Source organism: Botrimarina colliarenosi (genome assembly GCF_007859955.1).
Classification (GTDB): domain Bacteria; phylum Planctomycetota; class Planctomycetia; order Pirellulales; family Lacipirellulaceae; genus Botrimarina; species Botrimarina colliarenosi.
In genome coordinates, this window is record NZ_SJPR01000002.1 from 339,155 (window position 1) to 364,191 (window position 25,037).

Annotated in this window: 23 protein-coding genes; 9 read left to right on the top strand and 14 right to left on the bottom strand. The window is 65.0% G+C overall.

The features are described from left to right. The first annotated feature begins 88 nt into the window (after positions 1-88). The 6 genes from Pla108_RS09345 (at position 89) to tssK (ending at position 9,374) form a co-directional block, all read left to right on the top strand. Positions 89-1,168: a sugar kinase gene (locus tag Pla108_RS09345; protein WP_146444668.1), complete on the top strand. Its 1,080-nt coding sequence runs from the start codon at positions 89-91 to the stop codon at positions 1,166-1,168. Positions 1,169-1,440: 272 nt separating this feature from the next. Beyond that, positions 1,441-1,893, top strand: a complete 453-nt coding sequence (locus tag Pla108_RS09350) for a MarR family winged helix-turn-helix transcriptional regulator (RefSeq protein WP_146444669.1) — start codon at positions 1,441-1,443, stop codon at positions 1,891-1,893. Then, positions 1,890-3,188 carry an efflux RND transporter periplasmic adaptor subunit gene (locus Pla108_RS09355; RefSeq protein ID WP_146444670.1) on the top strand — a complete coding sequence of 433 codons (1,299 nt, stop codon included), beginning with the start codon at positions 1,890-1,892 and terminating at the stop codon, positions 3,186-3,188. The genes Pla108_RS09350 and Pla108_RS09355 overlap by 4 nt, the downstream gene beginning before the upstream one ends. Positions 3,189-3,248: 60 nt before the next feature. After that, positions 3,249-6,740: an efflux RND transporter permease subunit gene (locus Pla108_RS09360; protein WP_146444671.1), complete on the top strand. Its 3,492-nt coding sequence runs from the start codon at positions 3,249-3,251 to the stop codon at positions 6,738-6,740. Between the two features lie 170 nt (positions 6,741-6,910). Beyond that, a complete protein-coding gene (locus tag Pla108_RS09365) occupies positions 6,911-7,789 on the top strand; it encodes a GGDEF domain-containing protein (protein WP_197526433.1) in 879 nt (292 codons plus the stop codon). 121 nt (positions 7,790-7,910) lie between these two features. Further along, the gene (tssK, locus tag Pla108_RS09370) at positions 7,911-9,374 is read left to right on the top strand and encodes a type VI secretion system baseplate subunit TssK (RefSeq protein WP_146444673.1); all 1,464 of its coding nucleotides are present in this window, start codon (positions 7,911-7,913) and stop codon (positions 9,372-9,374) included. A 155-nt stretch (positions 9,375-9,529) separates the two neighbouring features. Here tssK and Pla108_RS09375 read toward each other — a convergent pair. The 10 genes from Pla108_RS09375 to tssA all read right to left on the bottom strand — a co-directional run bounded on the left by Pla108_RS09375 (position 9,530) and on the right by tssA (position 18,846). Continuing rightward, a protein-coding gene (locus Pla108_RS09375) for an IS5 family transposase (protein WP_146445095.1) occupies positions 9,530-10,305 on the bottom strand; the annotation gives its coding sequence in 2 pieces (ribosomal slippage) (positions 9,530-9,999 and positions 9,999-10,305; 777 coding nt in all). 368 nt (positions 10,306-10,673) lie between these two features. Further along, positions 10,674-10,916, bottom strand: coding sequence for a hypothetical protein (locus tag Pla108_RS20945; RefSeq protein ID WP_197526434.1), 243 nt, complete (start codon positions 10,914-10,916; stop codon positions 10,674-10,676). Positions 10,917-11,159: 243 nt separating this feature from the next. Then, on the bottom strand, positions 11,160-12,284 hold the full coding sequence (gene tssG / locus Pla108_RS09385; protein ID WP_146444674.1) for a type VI secretion system baseplate subunit TssG: 1,125 nt from the start codon (positions 12,282-12,284) through the stop codon (positions 11,160-11,162). Continuing rightward, positions 12,281-14,128, bottom strand: a complete 1,848-nt coding sequence (gene tssF / locus Pla108_RS09390; protein ID WP_146444675.1) for a type VI secretion system baseplate subunit TssF — start codon at positions 14,126-14,128, stop codon at positions 12,281-12,283. Before tssF ends, tssG begins: the two co-directional genes overlap by 4 nt. After that, positions 14,125-14,580 (bottom strand): type VI secretion system baseplate subunit TssE, encoded by a 456-nt coding sequence (gene tssE, locus Pla108_RS09395; protein ID WP_146444676.1) that lies wholly within the window; start codon positions 14,578-14,580, stop codon positions 14,125-14,127. The genes tssF and tssE overlap by 4 nt, the downstream gene beginning before the upstream one ends. An 81-nt stretch (positions 14,581-14,661) precedes the next feature. Then, positions 14,662-15,165: an Hcp family type VI secretion system effector gene (locus tag Pla108_RS09400; RefSeq protein WP_146444677.1), complete on the bottom strand. Its 504-nt coding sequence runs from the start codon at positions 15,163-15,165 to the stop codon at positions 14,662-14,664. 54 nt (positions 15,166-15,219) lie between these two features. Then, positions 15,220-15,633 carry an eCIS core domain-containing protein gene (locus Pla108_RS09405; protein ID WP_146444678.1) on the bottom strand — a complete coding sequence of 138 codons (414 nt, stop codon included), beginning with the start codon at positions 15,631-15,633 and terminating at the stop codon, positions 15,220-15,222. Positions 15,634-15,714: 81 nt separating this feature from the next. Then, positions 15,715-17,184, bottom strand: coding sequence for a type VI secretion system contractile sheath large subunit (gene tssC / locus Pla108_RS09410; RefSeq protein ID WP_146444679.1), 1,470 nt, complete (start codon positions 17,182-17,184; stop codon positions 15,715-15,717). 54 nt (positions 17,185-17,238) lie between these two features. Further along, positions 17,239-17,745: a type VI secretion system contractile sheath small subunit gene (gene tssB, locus Pla108_RS09415; protein ID WP_146444680.1), complete on the bottom strand. Its 507-nt coding sequence runs from the start codon at positions 17,743-17,745 to the stop codon at positions 17,239-17,241. Positions 17,746-17,814: 69 nt separating this feature from the next. Beyond that, positions 17,815-18,846 carry a type VI secretion system protein TssA gene (tssA, locus tag Pla108_RS09420; protein WP_146444681.1) on the bottom strand — a complete coding sequence of 344 codons (1,032 nt, stop codon included), beginning with the start codon at positions 18,844-18,846 and terminating at the stop codon, positions 17,815-17,817. A gap of 241 nt (positions 18,847-19,087) precedes the next feature. Here tssA and Pla108_RS09425 point away from each other — a divergent pair, with 241 nt between their 5' ends. Next, positions 19,088-19,702 carry a DotU family type IV/VI secretion system protein gene (locus Pla108_RS09425; protein ID WP_146444682.1) on the top strand — a complete coding sequence of 205 codons (615 nt, stop codon included), beginning with the start codon at positions 19,088-19,090 and terminating at the stop codon, positions 19,700-19,702. Positions 19,703-19,762: 60 nt separating this feature from the next. After that, the gene (locus Pla108_RS09430; RefSeq protein WP_146444683.1) at positions 19,763-21,295 is read left to right on the top strand and encodes a type VI secretion protein IcmF/TssM N-terminal domain-containing protein; all 1,533 of its coding nucleotides are present in this window, start codon (positions 19,763-19,765) and stop codon (positions 21,293-21,295) included. Positions 21,296-21,301: 6 nt separating this feature from the next. Here the strand turns inward: Pla108_RS09430 and Pla108_RS09435 are convergent, their stop codons facing one another. Then, complete coding sequence (locus tag Pla108_RS09435) at positions 21,302-21,988, bottom strand: hypothetical protein (protein WP_231934405.1); 687 nt, start codon at positions 21,986-21,988, stop codon at positions 21,302-21,304. 392 nt (positions 21,989-22,380) lie between these two features. Here Pla108_RS09435 and Pla108_RS09440 point away from each other — a divergent pair, with 392 nt between their 5' ends. Continuing rightward, positions 22,381-23,610: a hypothetical protein gene (locus tag Pla108_RS09440; RefSeq protein WP_146444685.1), complete on the top strand. Its 1,230-nt coding sequence runs from the start codon at positions 22,381-22,383 to the stop codon at positions 23,608-23,610. Here the strand turns inward: Pla108_RS09440 and Pla108_RS09445 are convergent. From Pla108_RS09445 to Pla108_RS09455, 3 genes are read right to left on the bottom strand one after another with little or no spacing between them, the layout of a single operon-like run. Further along, positions 23,607-24,065: a hypothetical protein gene (locus Pla108_RS09445; RefSeq protein ID WP_146444686.1), complete on the bottom strand. Its 459-nt coding sequence runs from the start codon at positions 24,063-24,065 to the stop codon at positions 23,607-23,609. The genes Pla108_RS09440 and Pla108_RS09445 overlap by 4 nt on opposite strands. Further along, complete coding sequence (locus Pla108_RS09450; RefSeq protein ID WP_146444687.1) at positions 24,062-24,706, bottom strand: DUF6931 family protein; 645 nt, start codon at positions 24,704-24,706, stop codon at positions 24,062-24,064. Before Pla108_RS09450 ends, Pla108_RS09445 begins: the two co-directional genes overlap by 4 nt. Before the next feature lie 28 nt (positions 24,707-24,734). Next, positions 24,735-25,034 (bottom strand): PAAR domain-containing protein, encoded by a 300-nt coding sequence (locus Pla108_RS09455; RefSeq protein WP_146444688.1) that lies wholly within the window; start codon positions 25,032-25,034, stop codon positions 24,735-24,737. Positions 25,035-25,037: the final 3 nt, after the last annotated feature.

Here is a 25,037-nt window from a genome sequence, read left to right on the forward strand (position 1 = left end):
CGCCGTTGTGATCATCGCTACTAGCGAGGGCGGAGTCGGCGGGTCACTCCCGTAATTTCCTCAACTCAGCAGCTGGCTCAGAACCTCTATGTTGCCGATCCGCACCGACGCCTGTGACCTCGATTTCCTCGCTCTGGGGGCGTTGGTCCACCGCTTGGACCCGGGGCAAACGCCGTTTCGCGCCGCGCGGTCGTTCGACATCCACGTCTCGGGCGGCGAGTACAACTGCGCCGCCAACCTGGCGAGCTGCTTCGGCCAGCGGACCGGCATCGCCGCGGCGATGGTCGACAACCCGGTCGGTGAATTGATCGAACGACAAGTCCGCGAACGGGGCGTCAAGTCGTTCTACAAAAACTTCGAACACGACGGCGTCCGCGGGCCCAATATGGCGACCGTCTACAGCGACCGCGGCTGTGGCGTCCGGGCGCCGGTCGTCTTCTACAACCGCTCGAACGAGGCCGGCGCGCTGCTCAAGCCGGGCGACTTCGATTGGGCGTCGATCTTCGGCGCCGGTTGCAAGTGGTTCCACTCGGGTGGCATCTTCGCGGCGATCGGCTCGCAAACGGCCGACTTGATCGTCGAAGGGATGCAGGCCGCCAAGGCGTCTGGCACGATCACGTCGTTCGACCTCAACTACCGGGCCAAGCTCTGGAAGACGCTCGAAGGGGGCGAAGCGAAAGGCCTAGAGATGATGCGGAAGATCGCCGCGAACGTCGACGTGCTGATCGGCAACGAAGAAGACCTGCAAAAGGGCTTGGGCCTCGAGGGCCAAGACGTCGAGCATAAATCGACGCTCGACCCCCACGCGTTCTTCGGCATGATCGAACAGGTCAAGTCGGCCTACCCCAACGTGAAAGCGGTCGCGACGACCCTGCGGGAGGTCAAGACAACCAACCGCCACAACTGGGGCGCCGTGCTCTGGATTGAGGGAGAGCGCTATGTGAGCCCGACCATGGAACTCGACGTGCTCTGTCGCATCGGCGGCGGAGACGGCTTCGCGTCGGGGCTCATCTATGGGCTGCTCAACGGTCTCGACCCCGAGCAAGCGCTGCGGCTCGGCTGGGCGCACGGCGCGCTGCTGACGACCTTCGCCGGCGACGTCTCGCAGGCGTCGCTCGCTGAGGTGGAAGCCCTCGCTTCGGGCGGCTCGGCCCGCGTGCAGCGGTAGGGGGAGGGCGGTCCCGCCCGTACTCGCGACCCTGGACAGCCCGCCGACCGCGCCGTGGCCCAGTCGTCACGCCTTCTTTCTCGAAGGCTGTGTCGGAAGGCGTTTGCCAACTACCGCGTCGTGGCGGGGCACGTCGGCGACCTCACGATCCTGGCCTGGGGGCGGCTTGCGACATCCTTGGAGTGAAAAGAATCCGCGTAGCCGTTGTTGGTAGATAGTTACTACAATAACTATGTTGCTGGCAATTATCCCACGAGCGGGGAGCGTACCGCGTGCTGCACTACGACTTCGAGGCGAGCGTCGGCTACTGGCTCGTCAACGCCCATCAGGCCTACATGCGGGCGTTTCAACAAGCGTTGGCGCCCCACGGGATCACGTTCCGTCAGGCCCAGGTGCTCGGCTGTCTCGCCGCCCGGGGACCTCAGTCGCAGCGGGACCTTGCCGATAACCTGCTGATCGAGCCCCCCAATTTGGTGGGAGTGATCGATCGCATGGAGTCGGCCGGTCTGGTGGAGCGGCGTCCCTGTGACGATGACCGGCGCAAGAAGCTCATTCACCCCCTCCCGGCCGCGATCGAGCAGTGGCGGAAGATTGCGGATTGTGGTCGGGCGATTCGCGAGCGCGCCGTTGAAGGCCTCACGGTCCAACAGCGGGAGCAACTCCACGAGATGCTCGCCCATATCCAAGAGAACCTTACGGTTCCCACCCTGGTCGGTTCACCATGAAGCTTGTTCAAGCCCCCCTCCAATCGTTGCGACGGAGTCTCTTTACGATCTCCTCGGTCGCCTTGCTGACTTCGCTCTCGGTGGCCCAGCCCCCCGGGGCGCCGCCGCCAGCCGTGATCGTCGCCGAGGTGACCGAGCAGACGGTCGCCGCTTCACAGCAATTTGTTGGTACGGTTGAGCCCCTCCGGCGGGCGACCATCGGCAGCGCCGTGGATGGGCGGGTGGTCCAATTTCCGGTCAACGAGGGCGACCGCGTCGAGGCGGGTCAGACGCTCGCCCAGCTACTCACCGACACGATCACGCTTGAGCTGCTTGCCGCGAAGGGTGAGCTAGAGCTCCGCCGCCAACGCCTGGCGCTGTTGAAGAATGGGTCGCTGCCTGCCGAGGTCGCCCAGTCGCGAGCCCGAATGGCGGCGACCGACGCCCGCCGCGAGTTCGCCCGCGCCCGACGCGACCGCACCGAACGCGTCTATCGCGATCAAGGCGTCATCAGTGACGACGAGCGCGAGGAGATGATCGCCACCGCGGCCGAAGCAGAGCAGGCCTTTCTCGAGGCCGAGGCAGCGCACCAGCTGGCGATCGACGGGCCGCGTATCGAGCTGATCGCCCAGGCGCAGGCGGAGGTCGCCATCCAAGAGGCCGTCGTCGAGCGGCTCAGCGATCAGATCGCCAAACACACCATCATCTCGCGCTTCGCCGGCTACGTCGTCGCCGAGCACACTGAGGAAGGCCAGTGGGTCAACCGTGGCGACGCCGTAGCCGACGTCGTGGCGGTCGACCAGGTCTATATCGTCGCGCAGGTCGTCGAGCAGAGCATCCCGTTCATCACGCCGGGGACCGAAGTGACGGTGGAGATTCCTTCGGTACGCGATCGACTCTTCGAAGGCCGGGTCTCTGAAATCATCCCGCAGGGGGACGCCCGCTCGCGGACCTTCCCGGTCAAGATTGTCGTCAACAACGAGATCTCCGCGGCCGGACCTCTCCTCAAGCCAGGGATGTACGCCCGGGTGTCGCTGCCGGTCGGCGCCGAACAGCGGGCGACCCTCGCCCCTAAGGACGCCGTCGTGCTCGGCGGCAATCGCCCCGTTGTTTTCGTCGTCGATGGCGCCGCCGCAGCCGGGTCACAGGGGACGGTCCGACCGGTGCCCGTCGAACTCGGCGTCGCAGTGGGCACGCTCATCCAACTGAAGGGCGACCTCAAGCCGGGTCAAATCGTGGTCGTTGAGGGCAACGAGCGTCTACGCCCTGGCCAGCCGGTCCGCGTCGGGCGAGTGGCCGAGCCAAGTGCGGGGTGATCGCACTGCGATCGCCGAACTGATTCTCTATTTCTTCTTTAACTCAAGCCGAAGCTGGCGATGAATCTCGTCGACTCGTTCATCCGCAACCCGGTCAAGGTGGCCGTTGGCGTCCTCCTCGTGTCGCTGTTCGGCGCCGTGGCGCTTCTGCGGATGCCGATGCAGCTCACGCCCGAGGTGCAAACCCCCACGATAACGATCACAACGGCTTGGCCCGGCGCGAGCCCGCAAGAAGTGGAGCGCGAGATCACGGTCGAGCAAGAAGAGCAACTCAAAGGCGTGGAGGGGGCGCGGAAACTCACGAGCGAGAGCGCCGACTCGCAAAGCACGATCACAATCGAGTTCAATGTCGGCGAGGACATGGACCAGGCGTTGCTCAAGGTCAACAGCCGCCTCCAGCAGGTCCGCGAGTACCCGGCGGACGCCGACCAGCCTGTCATCGTGACGGCCAACTCGTCCAGCCGCCCGATCGCTTGGTTCATCCTCGGCCCGGCGCCCCCCTCGACGGCGGTGCTCGACGAGTTCGCTGCGCAACACCCGGCGCTCCGCGAAGAAGTGCAGCGTATCGCGGCGACCGAGAACGTCGGCCTGCGACTCCTGCGGATCCGTCGACTCGCCCAGGCGCACCCCGAAGCGGCTGTGCTGAAGCCCGCCCGCGATGGCGAGATTCCCAAGATGATGCGATTCGCCGAGGACGAGATCGAGGCCCGCTACGAGCGTGTCTCGGGCGTTTCGCAGTCCAACGTCCTGGGTGGCCTTGAGGACGAGCTGCAGGTGCTGGTTGACCCTGAAAAGCTCGCGGCGCGTCAGCTGACGCTGACCCAGGTGCGGGACGTCCTTCGGGGCCAAAACAAAGACACGTCGGCTGGCGATTTTTCCGAGGCCAAGCGGCGCTGGGTCGTCCGCACGCTCAATGAGTTCCGCTCGCCCGACCAGGTCGAGAACCAACTGCTGGCGGTCCGCGATGGCGCGCCGGTCTACGTGCGAGACGTCGCCAAGGTGCGCCTTGGATACAAGAAGCCGGCCGGATTGGTCCGTCGGTTCGGCGAGTCCTGTATTGCCGTGAACTGCATCCGGGAGACCGGCGCCAATGTTCTCGACGTCATGGAAGGGCTGAAGGAGCAAACCGACCAGATCAACGAGCAGATTCTCGCCCCGCGTGGCTTGCTACTAACCCAAGTCTACGACGAGACCGATTACATCAACTCGTCGGTGACGCTCGTCCAGAACAACATCTTCATCGGCGGCGCCCTGACGATGCTGGTGTTGATGGGCTTTCTGCACTTTGGCTACCGCACCTTGGTGCTCGGGCCGGCGATCCTCGTGACAGCGATCGCGGCGGCCTACCTGTCGCCTTGGTGGTTCGCGCTGAGTCTGGCGCTGATTCTCTTCTCGGGATTCTGGTTCGCACGCGGCGCCCTGGTTGTCGGCCTGGCCATCCCAACGAGCATCATTGGGACCTTCCTCGTGCTCGGGATCCTGGGCCGGTCGCTCAACGTGATCAGTCTCGCCGGCCTCGCGTTTGCGGTCGGCATGCTCGTCGACAACGCCGTCGTCGTTCTCGAAAACATCTATCGACGCCGAGCGCTCGGCGAGTCGCCCCTCGTCGCGTCGACACGGGGCGCTCAAGAGGTTTGGGGCGCCGTCGTTTCATCGACACTGACGACCATCGCGGTCTTCCTCCCCGTGGTCTTCGTCGAGGAGCAGGCGGGCCAGCTGTTCCGTGATATCGCGTTGGCGATCAGCGCCGCGGTGGGTCTCTCGTTGTTGGTTTCGGTCATCGTTATCCCCACCGCGTCCGCGAGGCTGCTCAAGCAGGACCCGCACGAGGGCGACGCCCCCAAAGAATCGAGCCTCGCGGGCGTCAACCGCGCAGGCGCCACCTTCACCAACGGAATTGTTGGCCTCAACGCCTGGATCCAGCGCGGCGTCATCCGTCGCTTAGCGACTGTAGCCGTGCTGGTAGGCGTCGCGGCGGGCGGATGCTATCTGCTGTGGCCGCGCGTCGAGTACCTCCCTACCGGCAACCGGAATTTGGTCTTCGGCATCGTCCTGCCGCCGCCCGGCTACAACATCGACCAGCTGATGTCGCTCGGCCAGACCGTCGAGAACGAGCTCAAGCCGTACTGGGACGTCGACGCGTCGACCGACCTCGCAGCGATGGACGGACCGGCGATCGAGGATTTCTTCTTCGTCGTCCGAGGCCGGAGCGTCTTTATGGGCGTCCGCGCGAAAGACCCGCTCCGTTCTGGCGAGCTCGTGCCGATCGTTTCGCGAGTCGGAGCGAAGCTTCCCGGCGCCTTTGCGGTCGCTAAGCAATCGAGCCTCTTCGAGGATGGCCTGACGGCGGGTCGTACCGTTGATATCGAGATCACCGGTCCCGATATCGAACGCCTGGTAGAGCTTGGACGGGTCGCCATGGGCGCCGTCGCCCAGAGCATCCCGGGCGCCCAGGCCCGCCCGGCGCCAAGCCTTGACCTCTCGAGCCCGGAGGTTCACGTCCGGCCCAAGCTGCTGCAAGCGGCCGAGACCCAGATGAACGCCACCGACATCGGTTTTGCCGTCGATGCGCTCGTCGATGGCGCCTACGTCGGTGACTATTTTCTGGAGGGCAAGAAGATCGACCTCACCGTGATCGGCGAGAACCGCTTCGCCGACCGCACCCAGAAGATCGGCGCGGCTCCCGTCGCCACACCGCTGGGACAGTTAGTGCCGCTTACCGCACTGGCCGACATCACCCTCGCGAGCGGGCCCGAGCAGATCAACCACCGTGAACGGGTGCGGGCGATCACCATTGAAGTCTCGCCACCGCCCGAAGTGGCGCTCGAGGACGCGATGGCGATCATCCAGCAGAACGTCGTGCCCGCGATGACGGCGACGGGACTGCTTGAAGGGCCTTACGCCATCGGTCTGGCGGGAACCGCCGACAAGCTGCGTGAGACCTGGGACTCGCTCCGCTTCAACGTGATGCTGGCCCTCCTGATTACGTACCTGCTCATGGCGGCCCTCTTCGAGTCGTGGCTCTATCCGCTGGTGATCATCCTTACGGTGCCGTTGGGTGCGGTCGGTGGTGTCCTCGGCCTCTGGCTGTTGAACCAGTTTGTCATCCAGCCGCTCGATGTGCTGACGATGCTCGGCTTTGTCGTGCTGATCGGCACCGTGGTGAATAATCCGATTCTCATCGTCCACCAATCGCTGAACCTGATCCGCGACGAGGGTTATGCTCCGCGCGAAGCCGTCCTCGAGAGCGTGCGGACCCGCGTACGACCGATCTTCATGACGACAACAACAACGCTGCTTGGCTTGGCGCCTCTGGTGCTTTTTCCGGGCGCCGGCAGCGAGCTCTACCGCGGGCTCGGCAGTGTGGTGTTGGGGGGGCTCTTGGTCTCGACGGCGTTCACGCTTGTTTTGGCTCCGACGCTCTTCACGCTCATGCTCGACGCCAAGGCCGCCATCTTTGGCCGCGAGACCCTCTTCGGCCAGGAGCAGGCAGCCACCGACGGGTCGGCCCCCGAGGCCGATGAACCGGCGGCGGCGCGCTTAGCCGTCTGACAATGGAGGCTGTCCGTCAGGTCACGGTCACTACGCCGGGATCGAGCCCCGCGGCGCGGAGGACTCGTCGGCATTTGCGGATCGATCCAGCCGCGTCGCTGGGGAGTGCTACGCTTGCGCCGCCCCCCCTGCGCGCCACGCGGCAGGGGCTCCCAAGCAGGACAACCGGCATGACCGCAACCCCGACCACTTTTCGACCCAATGCCCTCCGGTCACTCGGGGAGCGTCTGCAAAAGACCCCCCGGCTGTCGATCGCCGTGGCGATGGCCCTCTCTACCCTCATTGCCTGGGCCGATTACGCGACCGGCGATGAGTTCCCGCTACTGATGTGCTACCTGCCGCCGGTCATGCTTGTCGGCTGGGTGTCCCACCTCGGCGTCGGCGCGGCCCTGGCGACCATGTGCTGCACCGGCTGGCTGGCGGACGACCTGCTCGGGCTTGGCGAGGAAAAGCTAACCGGCGCCGAAGTCTATACCGCCATCAGTCACGTTATGTGTTTCGCGATTGTCATCGGAACCCTGCATCGGCTTAAGCAGGCGTTCGAGACGGAACGCCGGATGGCGCGGACCGATGGGCTGACGGGCCTTCTCAACGCCAAGGCGTTCCGTGATCGAGCCGAGGAAGAAGTCTCGCGTTCCGATCGTACCGGCCGCGCCGTTTCGGTGGCTTTCATCGATTGCGACAACTTCAAGACCGTCAACGACACACTCGGCCATCTCGAAGGAGACCGGCTCCTGAAGGCGATCGCCCAGCAGATCAGTAAGTGTGTCCGCGACATCGACACGCCTGCCCGGATGGGGGGTGACGAGTTCGCTATCCTGCTTCCCGAGACGTCCGAAGCGGAAGCCAGCGTCGTTGTCGAACGACTCCGCCAGGCCCTCTCCGAGAGGATGCAACAGGATGACTGGCCCGTCACGTTCAGCATCGGAGTCGCCGTCTATGCGTCGACCCCCGACTCGGTCGACGAGCTGCTGCGCGCGGCCGACACCTTGATGTACGAGGTGAAGCGGTCGCAGAAAGACGCCGTCCTGTTGCGCCTCGTGGCTTGAAAAGTCGGCCCGATCACTACAGGCCGGACAATCGGCTGTCTCAACTTAGATTCGCCCATTTGGCTAGCCGGCATCGATAACAGAGCCTGGACCCTTCCCCGTCTTTCGGCGTTGACGCGATATGAGCGACCTTCCCATTCACTGGCACGAGGGGATGTTTCTTACCCCCCAGCATTTCCAGGCCGCCGACCGGTGGCAGGACCGGGCCCGCGCGCTCGGCGCCCGCTGGGACCATCACTACAACTGGGGCGTCCGCTCGATCGAGATCGACGCCGACGCCCTCGCCAATCATCGCTTGGTGATCCGGTCACTCGAAGCGCGCTTGCCCGATGGGTCGTCGCTCGCATTCCCGGAAGACGGCGTGTTGCCGGTGCTCGATCTCCGAGAAGGCCTGCGTCGGGACGCCACGGTGCGGGTCGAGTTAGCGCTGCCGCTCGAGAATCCGGTCCGCCCCAGCGTGACCGACACGCCCACCGACGTCGCGGCACGCCACCTGGTTGAGATCCGTGAGTCAGCCGACCACAACACGGGGAACAACCCCCAGTCGATCCAGGTCCTTCGCCCGAACGCCCGCCTGCTGACCTCCGATCAAGAGGCGGCGGGATACCAGACCCTTCCGTTGCTGCAGGTGCGTCGTTCGGACTCCGCCAGCGGCTGCCCCGAGATCGACGCGGAGTACATTCCCCCGCTGCTGGCTTGCGACGCTTGGGCGCCGCTCCAGGTCGGCGTCGTCTTGCGACTGCTCGAGCGACTCGAGAAGAAGGCCACCGTGCTCGCCAACCAAGCGGCCTCGCGTGGCCTCGACTTCGACAGCGCCGGTCAGGGAGAGCGGCTGCTTCTCGAGCAACTCCGCACGCTCAACGAAGGGATCGCCGTCCTTTCGATCGACGCGGCCGCCCAGGGCGTGGCGCCGCTGGTGGTGTACCGGGAGTTGGCGCGGATCACCGGTCGCCTTTCGGCGTTCACCCGTGAGATGAAGTATCGGGCGCTGCCCGCCTACGATCACGACGACCTGGCAGGCTGCTTCCTCGCGGCGCGGCGGGAGATCGAGTCGCTGCTTTCGGCGGTCATCGAGCCCAGCTACCAGGAACGCCCGTTCGTGCCGGAAAAATCGCTGCTACGGGTGGAGCTCGATCCGTCATGGATCGAAGCCGGCCAGCGACTGTATGTCGGCGTGCAGACCTCTCTCAGCGAGGACGAGACCGAGCACCTGCTAGCGAGCGGCAATCACGTCAAGTTCGGCAGCGCCCTGCGCGCCGAAGACCTCTTCCTGCTGGGAGAGACCGGCCTCGCCCCCCGCAAGGTCATCCACCCGCCCCGCGCGCTCCCGCTGCGTCGCGGCATGGCTTACTACGAGCTGGCCACCGACTCGTCGCCGACAGAATGGCGCGAAGTAGAGCGGACACTCTCGCTAGCGGCGAGGCTAGGCGAGCATATGCTGGTCGACTCGCTTGGCGACCGCAACGAAGTCGTCGTTCGCTACGAGGGCAAGACCACCACGCTGCGGATGTCGCTGTTCGCTGTCCGCCAGGCCGCCAGTACAGCCGACACGCCGGTCACCGCGAACGCGTTAGCGACGGTCTGAACAAGCCGCCGCGAACGTGTGGACTCTCAGTTCAACGACGACCGCAACACAGGGCACACGCGAATCCTTCGACCATCTCAGGAGAGAAGCCTCTGCCCCGGTGGAGGCCGTGTGTCCAATGTGGATAGGGTCTAAGTAACTATCCCAGAAGTGCCTTATCCGGTCAGTTGTCGTAACCTTCGGTACCAGAGCAGGAGGCAGCCGAGTTGGAAGAGGGCGAGGTAGTTCTCGGCGTGCTTCTCGTTGCGGACCAAGAGGCCGCGGCACTTGCTGAGCCAGGCGAAGGTTCGCTCGACGACCCAGCGTCGGTTCTTGCGCCTTCGTGGCTTGGGGTTGCCTGGCCGCTGGATCGGTTCGATGCGAGGTTCGTATCCGAACTCCTCCGCGACTCGGCGAGCGGCCGGCGTGTCGTAGCCTTTGTCGAGGCAGAGCCGCTCGGTCGAATCGGGACGCTCGACGACCACCATGTGGAGCAGGTCCTCCAGACACTTCGAGTCGTGCCAGTTGGCCGGCGAGGTCATCGCGGCGAGCGGGCCCCCTTGGCCGTCAACGAGCAGGCTCTTCTTCGTGCCGTTCTTCGCCCGATCCGTCGGGTTCGGACCGACATCGCCCCCCCAAAGCGGGCTTTGCCCAGCATCGCGTCGGCCGCCTGCCAGTCCCACTCGACGCCCCCCAGCTCGTCGCAACGCTCCACCAGTGTCGCCCACACCTTCTCCCAAACGCCGTCTTCTCGCCACCGCTGGAACCAGCGGTGGTTGCTCGAATCGCTCCCCAGCTCCGGCGGCATGCGGTTCCATTGGCAGCCGCTCCGCATGCGGAACACGACCGCGTTGAAGACCTGCCGGAAATCGACCCGCGGCCGACCGGTAAGCTTGGCAGGATACGCTTCAATCAAGATCGGCTCGACAATCGCCCACAACGTATCGTCCACTTCCCAGATCGTCTCCAGCGACGCCGCTACGGCCATCTCGCACCTCCATGGTTCGGGTTGCGAGAACCTCTACGAACTTCGCTCTACCCCGCCAAGACCAGTTCTGGGATAGTTACTAAGTCAGCGCCGTAGAGCACTGCTGGATTGCGTAAGGGGGCGGGCAACGAATGCACGCCATAAGAGAGTAGGAGAGACCATTAGTCCGCTCCCACCAGCCTGCTCTAATAGCGCCGAATCCTCATGCCGATCGATCGATTCATACCGAGCCGTTCGTAAAAGGGTTGCACCTCGGGATCGCACTGAAGATAAATCATATAGAGTCCCTCTAGTTGCTGAAGAATCTGCATCATCAGCTGTGTGCCGATGCCTCACCCTTGGTAAGAAGGCAGCACCTCCAGTAACGGGATGCAAGCCGAGATGACTCCGTCACTCGTCGCTGTCACGAAACCGATGGCGCGGTCGGACTCAGAATCGACCGCGACGACCACGTTAGAGCTTCCGTGAAGCAGCGCGAGGAGCGTCTCGGGCGTGGGAGGCGTGGGCCAGCCAACGAGGAAGCCTTCAAGCTGTTCGCGCCGAAGCGATTTCGGCGACTCAAGATACTTGATCAAGCATGCCTCGACTTAACAGGTGAACGAAGGACCAAATCCGCATTCTAGCGAATACTCGAAACGGCTTCTAAGACGATGAAACGACCGCGAGTTGGCGTAATGCATCTCATCCGCTTTGCGGATCGAAGAAAACGCAGGACCCCGCGCGGCGCCCTTGAGATCGGTCGCCGTTCGACCCGTCGCCTGCCCGCCGGAGGCACGGGTTGAGACACGGCCACGAGGGAAAGCCGGCGCCATCTCTCGTTAGGAGAGCGTAGTCGCTTCGATCGGCTCAAAAATCGGTTCGTCGCCGTCGCGGTCGCTCGCGCGGCTGCCGAGCCAAGCGTCCCAACCGAGGCGGGCGGGGCCGCTCGTCGTGGCTTGTAGCCGGGGGACCTCGGGGCGCTTCAAGATGAGTTGCACGTCGTAGTCGAGCTCGGGTCCGAGCAGCAGACGCGTCAGCTGACACAGCAGCTGGAAGCGTCGTCGCTGCTTGCCGGGCGTTGGGTCGGGGAGGAACTGCTCGAAACGATGGCGGTCGAGTGGCCCGACGACAACGCGGACTCGGCTCTGCCGATCCCAGACCTGCGAGCCCAATACAGCATCGACGCCAAGTTGATTCGCTTGCCCCGCGCCGCCGAGGCGGGTCTGGTCGGCGGGCTCCAGCTTCAGCCATTGGCCGCGGAACGATTCGATCCGGACGGGGGCCTGGAAGTAGTCCGAGAGCGTCGCCGCGATCTGGGACGCCGGCCGTTGACGCCTCGCAAGGACGCCGGCGTGGCGGGCCAACGCCGCATCGGGGATGCGGTCTAGCAGCCACTCGTCGCTAGCGTCGCGCACCAGCAGACGGCCTCCGAGGGCGGGCATCCCCGTCCCGCCAAGGCTTTGCAGCGCCGTGGTGAAGCGATCGGGCTCGGCGTCGGACGACTCGCCCGTGGCGACGCCGCGGTCGATCCGGCGGCCGGCCTTGGCTCGGAAGAGTTGTCCGATGTACCGGTTGCTGAAGAGGTCGTACCACGCGTGCAACGTCCGCCTGGCGGCGCCGCGGAGGCGACGCTCCATCTGGACGAGCTGTTCAGTGTAGTGGCGAGGAAGTACGCCACTGGGGCCGGTGAGCCCCATGAACCCCACGACCATCTCGGCCGGTCGGCCCGGCGCCGCGGGCTCGATCGACTCAATCTCACTGGTCGAGAAGGCGGTCGAGGCCGGCGTCCTGAAGCGGACCGCACGCCCCTTGGCGCCGCTGTCCGGCGATTGCTGGTCGGCGATCTTCTCCAGCAGCCCCACGGCCTGGTAGAAGTCGAACTTCCCCGGCTCGGTGAAGAGCTTCTCAGCGACCGACGCCTTGACCGCGTGAGGGGTGGCCGGTTTAGAGAGCTTGGTGGTCATAGCAGCTGCACGCTCCCGCTACGCGGCGGCCAGGTCTTGACGACACCGGACTGCTTCGTTGTGAGGGTCAATCGCGTGAAGGAGTTGACCGTCGCGTACTCGGCGAAGAACCGTTCCGCCACCGCGCCAAACAGGTAGGCGCCGACGCCGCGAAAACCCGCCTCGTCGAGGGTGAGCTCCATCGCGACGCCACGGCAAAAGCCGCCGTCGCGCGGGCCCCCGATCCGACAAGTCGTCCGCCGCGAGGCAAGCGACACGACGCCGTCGATCATCTCGCTGTTGAGAATCGCTCGGCGACGATCGGCATTCCGGTCGGCGAAGTCATAGAGACGCAAGATTTCTTGAAAAGCATCCGCCGCGAAGCGCTCATCCGAGAGCGACAGGTGGTTGAGCGAGAGGTGTGACACCAATCGCCAGTAGGCGTCCTTCCCAAGCGGTGGCCGCATCGGCGCCGTTGGCTGTCGTAGGCAGTGCACCGAGCGGATCGGCAGGGCGGCGTCGCTCTTAAGCAAGAGCCCCTCGGGCCCGCCGGCGAGTCGCGTCGGCAACTCGCGGTTGGTGCAGGTGGCGTAGACCGTGAGCGTCTCGTCCGCGGGGGCATGCGGGTCGAAGTCGTTATCGGCGACGCGGAGCCACAGATCGCTGCCGGGATCGTCGTAGCGGTCTGACGGCCGGCGCCTTGTATGCCAGAACGCCCGCGCCGCGTCATCGTTGGACCACGAGTTTTCATGATTCAGACCGTAGAGCGGCGTGAGCGCCCGCGTCTTTTGCGTCGTGACGCCGACGACGCGATCAACCGAATAGACCTCTGCCGACTCTCGATTCTGTGCGTCGGCGAGGATCGGGTACTCGGTGCGCGTGTGCGTCAGTCGGATCGGCTCGCAGACCTTGTCAAAGAGGTTGACGATCGGCGTGCATCCCAAGCGGAACGTCTCGCGATCGACCTCGTTGGCGAGTCGTTCGTCCGCCTCACGCAGTGAGACCACCAACTCGATCTCACGGCCCGCCTCGGGCAAGGCGTCAGCGAGTCCCGTCACATCGACGAACGCGAATTTCTGCGGGAAGGCGAACAGCTCCGTCAGCAGCCGGTAGCCGACGTTGGAAGTAGCCGGGTAGGGCAGGATCCCTTCGTCTTCCTCGAATCCAACCGGGAGAATCGAATTTGCAGGCAACGTCGCGAGCAACCGGCCGGGCGCCGCGTCGGCGTCAACAACGTCGATGCGCAAGGCGTTTTCCAGCAGGTGCTGGTAGAGCGACGCCATCAGGGCGTCGTCGCCGTGGAGGTGCAGCCGCAACCGGTCGAGCGACAGGTCACTGAGCATCATGTCGGCGTGCGCCCGCAGCCGCAGGTGCACCCGCGCTACGGTGGCCGGGGGCGCGGTGGTTTTGGAATCGAAGGGGGGCAGTTCAACCCGAGCGTCGGTCACCGTGATCGGCCACAGCGTCGTCTCGTAGCTCGTGCGATAGCGACACGCCACGCCGTCGACGGTTGGCGTCCTCAGGCCGCTACCGCGGGGCACCACCGATCCGCCCGGCTCGGGGCTTGCCGGGTCGGGCTTGAACTGGGCGATTGCCATCGAAGGAACCGGCGCCAGGTAGTGCGGATACAGCGTCGCCAGCAGGCCGTCGGTGATCTCGGGGAACTCATCGTCGAGCTTCTTCTCAACGCGAGCGCCTAGCAAAGCGCAGGCCTCGATCATCCGCTCGACGTGCGGGTCCCGACTACGACCGCCATCCAACAGCAGTTGATCCGCCGCGGCGGGATACTGACGCGCGAACTCCTCCGCTTCGTGGCGGAGGAAGTGCAGTTCGCGTTCGTAGTAGGGGTAGAGCGTCTTGCTCATGATCGCTCCGCGGTGACCTGGGTTCGTCCGCTTGAGGTGCGCACCCGCAACGCCAGTGAGAGCGGGCCGGCGCCGCCGAGACTGGCGTCGATCCGCAGCAAGCCGTCCGACCCCGGGGCCTGCGGGTTCAGCACCCGAACGCGGACGTCGGTGAGACGCGGCTCGTGGGTCCGGATGACGTGTTCAATCTGCTTGGCGGTCGCCAATCGCTTTTCGTACGACGAGATCGCCATCGACTGTGGCGCCGGGGCGCCGTAAGTCAACACCGACGTAGCGAGTTCGGCGTGCTGAGCAAGTTCGTCGTCGGGTGCGACCGCGCACGTGTTCAGCAACGCCTCCAGATCGTCGACGAGCCGCTCGACCCGCATCGGTTGCGGACGATCCACGCCGTGGCAGGCGTCGACCAATCGATCGAGCAGCGACGGCGAGGCGGCGAGGGGGCGAGGGCTCATAGGGGGCGCTGTTCATAAAACGAGACGGGCCGAGGCCGCGCCAAGGCGGCCGCGGCCCGTCGATTGGCTTCAAGACCCGGTTCAGATGGTCTTGTTCTCTTCCAGGTTCCAGCCGGCCTTGACCGGCGTGTCGAGGGCGCCCTTGTCTTTCTGGGGGCGGTACTCGTAGCTGATCTTGGCGAAGGCCAGCGTGACGGTGTCCATCGGCAACGACGTGCCCGAACCGCCGCCCGTGTTGTAGGACGAGACCAGGACTTCCTCGAGCTTGATCGAGTAGAAGTCCTCTTGCTCGCCACCCGCCTTACGGGCCACGAGGGTCGCTTCCTTGATGTGCTCGCCCTTGGCGCACGAGAGGAACAGCTTCGGCGACGCCTTACAGGCGTACATCGTGAAGGTCAGGTCCTGCATGTTGACCTTGCCGCTGCCGCCGCCCGACGTGAACGGGATGCTCACGGGCTGCGACTCACCCCAGTTAAAGCCGAGGATCTGGATCTCTTTGCCGTGCTTGGAGTCCTTCGACTCTCCCTCGATTCCATCGATCTTCAGGAAGTAGTCGATCGATCCGTGTTGGCTTTTGCCGGCCATATTATGTCTCCGTAGTTAATTAAAGGTTGTTTCTTATGCGATCGGGCCAGCTGGCTAACCCTGCGCTAGTTCTTCTTCTTCTTCTGCAACCATCTGCAGCGGCTCTTCTTCCGCCATGAGCTGCATCGTCAGCAGACGCCCCATCATGTCGGCCTCGCGTTCGAGACCGTTGTCGTCGTTGATAGGGACGTACGCCTTCATTTGCATCGTCGCACTGACACGGCCTTGAGCCTGCTGAACAACGTGCCAAGCCTCGTGCGGCAGGTGCTTCTCTTGCCCGGGGGCGATGTGGATATCGTTCCCCTGGGCGAACGCGTGGGCTTGGAGCTGCGCAGGTTTATCGCTGTTGCGATGAACCCTCACATTGTCCAAGCTCATGCCCGACATGTTCTCAATCCCGGACTTCAGCTTGTCTGGCAGTCCGGTCGTAATTGGCAAGCGGCTTCCAGGATTCACGGTCGCGGACATCGCGTTCCCCCGTGGTTAGAGATGAAGGGAAGTCACCCGTCGCGGCGAATTAGCCGCCGCGACGGGCTCTCTTCCAAGCGGTTAGCCCTTCTTGGGAACCTCGGCGACCAATCGCATCGAAGCGCTGAGCGTCTCGAGCTGGAAGTGCGGACGCAACCAGGCGACCGCCTCGTACCAGCCCGGCTTGCCGGCGACTTCGCGGACCTCGACGGTGGCGTCCGAGAGCGGGCACTTGGCCTTGGTCTCGTCGCCGGCCATCGACGGGTCGCAGATGTAGTTGGCGATCCAGTCGTTCAGCCACTTCTCGCACTGGTTGGCCTCGAGCATCGAGCCGACCTTGTCGCGGGCCATCACCTTCAGGTAGTGGGCGAAGCGCGAGACGCAGAGCAGGAAGTTGATCTTCGTCGACAGGTCGGCGTTAGCCGTCGCGGAGTCGTCGAAGTACGTCTTCTGCTTCTGAGCCGACTGCGCGCCCATGAACACCGCAAAGTCGGTGTTCTTCGCGTGCAGCAGCGGTAGGAAGCCGAGCGTCGACAGCTCGAATTCACGCCGGTCCGAGATCGCGATCTCGGTCGGGCACTTCATCGCGACGTCGCCGTCGTCGGTATTGAACGTGTGGACCGGCAGGTTCTCGACCTTACCGCCACCCTCGACACCACGGACCTTGGCGAACCAGCCGTACTTGCTGAACGCGTCGGTAACGCGGACCGCGTACGCCCAGGCGGCGTTCATCCACAAGTACTTGCTGTGGTCACGGCCGTCGACGAACTCCTCAAAGTCAAACTCCTCGACGCTCTTGAAGTCCTTGCCGTAAGGCAGGCGACCCAAGACGCGGGGCAGACAGAGCGAAACGTAACGCGAATCTTCCGAGTCGCGGAACGAACGCCACGAGGTGTGCGCCGCCGACTCGAAGATCTTCGCCAAGTCACGCGGGTTGGGCAGCTCGGTGAAGCTGGTCAAGTTCAAAAGCGCCGGCGAAGCGGCCGTAATGAACGGCGCGTGGGCGCCGGCCGCCACGTTCGAGATCATCTTCAGGAGGTTGATGTCCTCCGGGTGACGGCTGAACTCGAAGTCGCCAACCAGCAGGCCGTAAGGCTCGCCGCCAAGTTGGCCGTACTCTTCCTCATAGACCTTCTTGAACAGCGCGCTCTGGTCGAACTCGACCGCGGACTCGAGGTCCTTCAGCAGCTCGCGCTTGGTGACGTTCAAGACGCGGATCTTGAGGGTCGTTCCGGTCTCTGACTCGTGAACAAGGTAGTGCAGACCGCGCCAGCTCCCCTCGAGCTTCTGGAACTTCGGGTCGTGCATCACCTCGTTCAGCTGGGCCGAGATCTTCTCGTCGATCTTGCCGATCCAGTGGTTGATCTCGGCGGCGGCGTCCTTGCTGGTCACCTGGTCGTCGGTGACGATGTGGCTGAGGAACTCCTGAAGGTAGTCCTTCTGGTGCTCCAGTTCGGTGTCGTCGAGCGCGCGGGAGTTCTCCAGCAGTTGCTCGAGCACGCTGAGCTCTTCGAGCTCAGTGGTTTCTTTAGTGGCTTCGGCGGTCGCCATTTTGACGGTCTCCGTTTGAATGGAAAGGTGTTCGGATGGAGGAAAGGCGGGGCGTCACTCGGACTTGCCGCCGCCCAACTCGTCGGCGAGCGACTTGGCGGACTCGGGATTGGTAAGCACCTCGTGCAGCAGGTCGGCGTACTTGTCGTTGCCTTCCATCGTGCTGAGGAGCTGACGCAGCTTGTGGCGGGCCTCCAACAGGCTGTTGAGGGCCGGGACCTGCTTCGCGACGTTCTGGGGCTCGAAGTCGGTGATGTCCTCGAACTTCAGCTCGACCGACAGGTTGGTGTCTTCGTCCGTCAGGCGGTTCGGGACGCTCATCACCAGACGGGGCTCCGTCTTCGACAGCACTTCATTGAAGTTGTCGCGGTCGATCGGAACGAGCTTGCGCTCCTTGAGCGGCAGGGGCGTCTCTTCCTGGTCGCCGCCCAGGTCCGAGAGCACGCCGACAACCATCGGCAGCTCTTTCTGCTCGAGGGCGCCGTTGGTCTCGACGTCGTAAGTGATTTGCACGCGCGGGCGACGGACCCGGTCCAGCGTGTGTTGAAGGCTTTCGCTCATCGTTCGACTTCCTCAGTAGTAGGTTCGTTAGAAGGGCCCGATACGGACGGGGCTTTAGTCAATGGCCACTTAGGCCAACACGGCGGTTCCGTCCGGTTCGGCTATCCCAAACTCACGGTTCATCTCCGAGAGCGCCGACGGCTCACGGATCACTTGCTCCATCAGACGCGGGAACGGCAGGCGGCCGAGCCGGACCGCCCGCTTGATCAAGTAGGGCACGGGGCTGTGAGGCTCCATGGCCCGCAGCTGGTTCGCGGTGCTGTCTAGCAACGCGTAGAGCCGGTCTCGGGCCGGATCGCCCGGCTCCGCAACGCCCTCCGACATCGCAGCACCAGCAATCTCATTGGCCACAACTGGCGCGACGCCGATTCGATCGAGTTCGGCGCCGAGCAGACCGACGAGATCGACGATCGCACTGCGCAACGTCAGCAGAGCCGGCGCCGCTTCGCCAATCCGTTCCTCAAGCGCCGCCCGCAGCCGGTCAAGACACGCCAGCGCGTTCGACGCGTTGGCGTGCTGGGTGCGGAAGCGATCGGTAGCGGTGTTCTCGCGGACTTTATCGATAAAATCCGCGTCATCATCGGAGCGGGCCGAGCGGAGCTTGGTCCATTCGGTGTAGCTCAACGCCACGTCCCCTTCGCCAAGCAATGGGAGCGTGCGGAGTAAGTTGGGGAAGCAGACGCCCCGGTCGGGGTCGTCCAGCAGGTTGGCTAGCGGCGTGCCGCGGGTCTCGGCGACGTCGTCCCCCTCAAGCGGAGTGACGCGATCCCAGCAGGACTCGGCGAGCTCGGCCAGCAGTTCGAAGCCCCTCGCCAACCCCGCCAGCCCTTCAACGCGGGTCCAAGCCTCGGCGAGATGGCAGCCCGTCCGGAGGTCCTTCGCGGTCTTCGTTAGCGACTCCTCGCAGAGCCGCACGACTCCGGGCCAGTCCGCCTTCTTCAGAACGGCCGGCCGAGTGGCGTCGTCGAACGAGTCGGCCGACTCTTCGCGCCGCAGCTCACGCAGAGCCGGAGCCAAGGTCATTGCGAAGTGCGTAGCGTCTCCCGCGGGGGAATCCCCTGGAATTGGCTCGAGCAGCACGTCGCAGTTGGTCGGGGCCATTGCAATCGGTGAAACGGAGTTTGAGCTGCGAGCTTTCGCAGCGGTCGCCCTAGCGAGGGCGTGTTCGAATGTAGGTTGCTCCGGATGGCCGTCTCGACGTGATGGGAAATTCCTGGTGGTTCTGTGCACGAACGCCGGCGCGCTCCGTGTGGCCTAGTCTTAGAGGCGACGCCCCGAGACCGGCGCCAACGCGGTTGCGAGGGCGCAACCCGCACAACCCGCGTCACCAGACCTTCCAGCTATGCCCATCTCGAACACTGACCCGCTCTACCGGGGGATCGATTACGCCCTCCGCTTGCGCGAGGCCATCGAGCGGGGAGAGACGCGTGACCTGCAGCGCGAACAAGCGGCGCTAACGAACTTCGCTCTAGGAGTCCCCGCCGGCGACGCCGCTGGTCCTTGCCGTGGAGCGCGGTACGCCTTTGTCTGCTGGGTCGATGAGCTGTTCACCTGCCAATCCCGTTGGTCGGACGCATGGAACCGGCAGAAACTCGAGTCGAACCTGTACGGCGCAAACGACCGGGCGAGCGAATTCTGGCGCCAGGCGAAGCTCGCCGACGCCCTGCCGACCGACGAGACCTTGGCGGCGTACTTCTTGTGCGTCGCCCTCGGCTTTCGCGGAGAACTCCGTCACGAGCCGCAGGCGTTGTTGGCGTGGGTTGAAAAGACACGGAGCCGGGTGGCGCGTGGCGAAGCGGCGCCCGGAGCGTCGAGCCGTTCGACCCGGCGACCGCAGCGTGCTCGCCGACTGCCGGGGTCGGTCCGGGCGCAGCGATTTGTGACCGTCGCCACCGTGGCGACAACCTGTCTTCTGCCGCTGGCCGCCTTCGCAGTGGTCCGACGCTTCCTCGGATAAGTATTCACACGTGGCCGCGAAGGGCATCCTTCCGCCGGCGCGTCCTGAGCTGAGCCGCCCATGATTGCTCTCCTGAAGAAAGCGAGCCTCCAGGTCTTCAAAGCCTCGGTGAAGCCGCAGGCGGCGGGCCCCCTGGGAAAGGTCTTGCACCTTGGCCTGATCGCGGCGGTGCTGTTTGGACTCTGGCGTCTCAATCTGGCGTTGGGACTCGACCGGGTCGTTCACGCGCCGTCTCCGTACTTGCGCGAGTTCTGGCTGCCGCTGCTTTTCGTTCTCGCCTACCTGCTCACGGTGGTCTTGCTGGCGACATGGAAGGCGTTCAACGAACCAACCGCTGGGTCGCCCTTCCCTGATCTCGACGCCGCTTGGCGCAACGCCTCGGGGGCGATGCTTCGTTGGGGCGTCGGACTGGCTGACAAGCCGCTCGTCCTCGTGATTGGCCAACCCGCTAGCTACGAGAACGACCTCTTAGCCACCCTGAGCATCACGCCGACGTTCGGACCGACTCCGGCGACGTCCGACGCGCCGTTGCGTGTCCTTGCTGACGACCGCGCCGTCTACCTGGTTTGCCACGAGGCCTCCCTGCTGTCAACGTGCACCGAACGACTGATTCAACGACGGGCGGCCCGCCGAGGCCGTCGCAGCACGGCAGCACCGGTCGAAGCGACAATCCCCGCGGCATTGCGTGTTCTCCCAAACGGCGAATCTGGCGGCGCCTCCGTGTTAGTCGAAGACCGCCGAACCGCGGAACATGGATCGCCTTCGGATAGGGCCGAGTCCTTCGCCCCCTTCGATGACATCGCGGGGTCCCCGCTTGCCGGACGTCCTCTGCTTTCTGACGACGACATGGCGCGCGACGCCGGGCGCCTGGGTCATCTGTTGCAACTCATCGCTCGCGACCGCGAATCGGCCTTGCCGATCGACGCCGTCGCCGCGGTCTTCCCTTGCGACGCCTTGGGTGACATCGCTCACGACGACGCCATCGCCGACGCCTTGCGACAGGACCTCGCGATCCTCGGCGACGCAGGCGTCCGCTGCCCCGTCGCCGCGATTGGCTTCGACTTGCAGCACGTCGATGGCGCGGGTCGGTTGCTTCATGCGCTGCCGGCGGATCGCAAGTCGCGATGCTATGGCGCGACGCTGCCCGTTGATCGCCTCGATTCGGAGACGGCTCTGCAAGATGCGATCGCCTGGGTCACCGAGTCGATGACCCCGACCCTCTGCCGCCGGCTCTTCGAGTTCGAGGAGGGCGACGCCGAGGAGCAAGCCGACAACGCCGCGCTGCATCGCTTTCAGAGCGAGGTCAGCCGGCGGGGAGCTTCCTTGACCAAAGTGCTATCGCGCGGTCTCGAGGGCGAAGACGATCAGCCATGGCCTTGTGTCGGCGCGTACTTGTTGGCGACCGGCGATCCCCAGGGCGGGAGTCAGGCGTTTGGCGGCGGCGTGGTCGACACGTTGATCGACGAGTCGCCGCGGGCTCGCTGGACCCCTAGCGCCATCGCCGCCGATCTGCGGCTGCAACGTCTGGTGACGGCCGGCTACGCCACGGTCGCCGCCGCGGCGGGAATCGTGGTGATCGCCCTGGTTTGGTGACCCGCGTCAGCGGTCAGCGGATCGCCACAGGTCAAGCAAACCCACCGACTCCGGCGGCGAATCGACTTGTGGCGTGAGTTGTCTTGTTGCGACGTCGTCAGCGGAAGCGGGCGAGTTGTAACCGACTTGCACCGCAGCGTTGTCGTCGCCTACGGAACCAAGCGGCGCCTCGGGGGGCGTCGTCGGGGCCGAGGTCGCCCCGCACTGCTCGCACCTCTGTAGCGCAATCAGGGCCGCTTGCCGGACCGCCGAACACCGCTCGGCCGGATTGCCGTCTTCGTCCGAGCTGGTGACGCAGATCGTCAACGCCTTCACCGTGGCCGGCGAACAGCAGCAGCCAGTCGCCAAGGCGCGGGCCGCTTCGAGCCGGACACACTGATCGCGGTCGGCGCGGAGTGACGCAATCAGCGCCGCCTCGGCCTCGGGATAGTACCGACAATCGAGGCCCGCCAAGAAGGCGACCGCTTCGCGGCGGATCTTGGCTTGCGCCTTTTCCGCTTTGATCTGCGCCGCCGCGGCGACACCGGGTGGCGGTGGCGGCGGCGGTTTGGGCGTCGCCCCGGGCGCCATCCCGGCCGGTTTGGTCGCGTGCAGCTCGACCGCCGCGGCGAAGTGATTGTCGTTGGGCGACGGGATAATCCCGCCGGTCAGCTTACTGATCGGCTTCACCGCGTTCGCCAGAAACCTACCCACGTTGGAAGTGCGGCAATACAGATGGGTCCGACGCCCGAGCCAAGCCACGTTGGCGCAAAACCCCCTCGGCTCTTCGGCGGCAATCACCGGGCCACCTGGAATCTCAGCCCTAGCCACCTGCTGGCCTGCTGGCGCCAGCAACGCCACCAAAGCGACGGCGCATGCCCCCTTCCACCGCGGTAAGGGGCGGCAGAGCAAGTTTCGCGGCCGAATTGCTGGGTCTGGCATGCAGAGACCACAGTCAGGGCTCAGGTCGTGACGATCAGAAAAACAGAATTGGTCGTTCACCCTTCTGTAGTTCGGCCAATGAAGCCCCCTCTCCCGACCAAAACAACCGTCACGACGACGAGAGCGACATGAAGCCGCCCCGCCGCCGCACGACCTTTTGGTTGATGGCACTGCCCGCCGCGACAGCAATGCTTGCGTGGAATAGCAGTGAGAGGGCGGGCGCACAGCCGACGCCCCTGCGGCTACCGAGCCTCATTCAGACGACGCCCGCCGACGCGCCGGCACGCTCCGAACCGTTGCCGCTCCCTCGACCGATGCGGCTGCCGCTGCCCGTCGAGATGCAGCCGATCGGGGCGCCCCCCCTCGAAGTCACCGAGCCACTCCTGCCCGAACCTGTCGAGCCGCTGGCGCCTTTCCCGAACGAGACGCTCAGCGTGACGAGCGTCGGCTTCTGTGAGTTTTGCGGAGAGACCTGCGGAGCCGGCGCCTGCTGCGGCGATTGCGATTCGGCTGGACGCTGGGGGCGCTTTGGGAGGGCGGTGTACCGGGGGCTCTGCTGCCCCGACCCGTGCTACGATCCGCAGTGGCGGCCGCTCGCCGACGCGGCGTTCGTCACCGCTGCGGTCCGTCCGCAGAACCAGCAGCGGTTCCGTTGGGACTTCGCCGAGGACCTTCAGCGGCCCGACCGGGCCGAGTACTTCTGGGCCCGAAACGACGGCTCGGGCAAAGGGCCGAACGTGCAACCTCGGTCAGTCGACTATGACGAGCTACGGCACTACACGGAGGTCGCCCATGGCTCCTTCGGGGCGTGGTTCGAGTACAGCTACCGGTCGCTCGACTTTGGTGGCCTGCACGAGGCCGGCTTTGGCGACATGACGGTCGGCACGAAGACGCTGTTGTTCGACACGCAACTTGTCCAAGTAGCGTTCCAATTCCAGACCCACATCCCCCAAGGCAGCCCCGGCAAAGGCCTTGGCGTGGGGCATACGTCCCTTGAGCCCGGGCTGATCTTCGGCTTGAACCTGTCGAATGATTCGTATGTCCAGGCCGAGTTCAACGAGTGGATCCCGTTGGGGGGCGACTCGATCTATCAGGGGGCGATTTTCCGTTACAACGTCGCCTACAACCGGGTGCTCGCCCGTCCGCACCCCTGCGTGCCGCTCTTGGGTGTTATCGAGATGAACGGCTGGCGGTTTCAAGACGGCGCCTATACCGACCCACTGACCACGCCCAACTTCAACCAAGCAAGCGGTGAATCGTACCTGCACGGCGCCGCCGGTCTGCGGCTGTTCTTTTGCGACCGGGCCGATTTTGGCGTCAGCTACTCGACGCCGATCACGAGCGATGGCTGGGCCGAAACCCAGGTTCGCTCGGAACTGCGTTTCCGCTATTAGACGGAAGCTTCAACAGGAGCCGCCTCGGACGGCGTCCAGTTCCAATCGTCCAAGAGCCCTACGTTCTGATTGACTGAGGCAGTGGCTTCGCCCTGGCATTGGCGTGCAAGAAGCTCCTTAGCCAAAAGAGAGCCGAGGAGGGGGTCCACCGGCGGCTCGGGCGCCGCTGCGGCGGGCTTGTCCGCTTTTCTGGTCGCCGCCTCTTTCTTCTGCTGAATCGCCGCCTTGTTGGCGGCCGCCATCTGAGCAGCGAGAGTCTTCTTTGCCGCGAGTTGCTCGGCGGCAGACTGATGCCCCAACGCCAGATTGGCGACGCAGGTCTCGTTCGCTACGGTGAGGCGCGCCAGTTCCGAGCGGAGACGCGGGTCCATCGGGCCGTGCTGGGCCGCCTTCAACTCTTGTCGAAGGCCATTCAACGATTCGAGCACCGTTGCAATCACGTTGGGTGCGGTCATTGGGAGGCCTCTTGAGGGGGCGAGGTTTTTCTAAACGGGGCGTATGGCCAAAGGTTGGCGCCGCCAAGGATTTCCGCCGCCATTCTCAGCGACTGCCGCAGCGTCCTGTGGCGGACCGGCGCCGAGGGGTTAGCGGCGGCCATCAGCACGGCGTTCGCCGCCGCTTTTGCCGAGACACCCGCGGGCGGCGGCACTTCCGGCTGACCCGGCAGCGAGATGCTCCCTTCCGACCAAAAGGCGGCCGTCGCGCTGGCGCCCGCCGCGGTTGCGTATCCCGCGGCCTCGGCCGCGACGCCCGCTGCGCGGCGATTCTCTTCGTTGGGAGCGATTACCCAAGCTACCGCGGCGTCGATGGCGGCGTTGTGCGCGACGACGGCGTCGTCGTTGGAGCGGAGCGAACGCCACACGCAAAGCGAACCCCACCAAACGGCGCGGCGTGGCCCCAACCAAGCGGCGACAAACCGGATCGCTTCTTCTTGGCGGTCGTCATCGACCAGCCGCGCGAAATAGGCCTGCGCCGACTCGCTGGCGTCGGGCGGTGTAGGCCAGGGCCCCGCGTGCTGCGCCGCGCAGCAGACATCGCTGGCGTCGGGACCGGGGTCCTGACTCGACGTGGCGGCGGGCATTCTTGCGGTGAGCATAGGGGTTGGGTTCCGAGACGTCGTCTCTCTATCCGATCAAGACGGTTGGGGCGCCAAGCACAATGCTCCCGCCGTGGGCGGTTGTGTCGCCCATCCGGGCCGCGGGCTTACCGCCAACCAGCACGGTGGTGCTCCCCATCGCCACGCTGTCGGGCGGGCCGACGCAGACCGCCATGTCACCGACGACCGACGCCGGCATCATGGCGATCAAGACCGTTGGCGCCCCCGGGCCCGTGATCGGACCACCGACGTGCGGGATCGGCGGCACGCCGGGCGTCACCATCGGGCAGACGTGGAGGTCGGTCAGTCTTGCAGCGGGCGCGCCCATTGG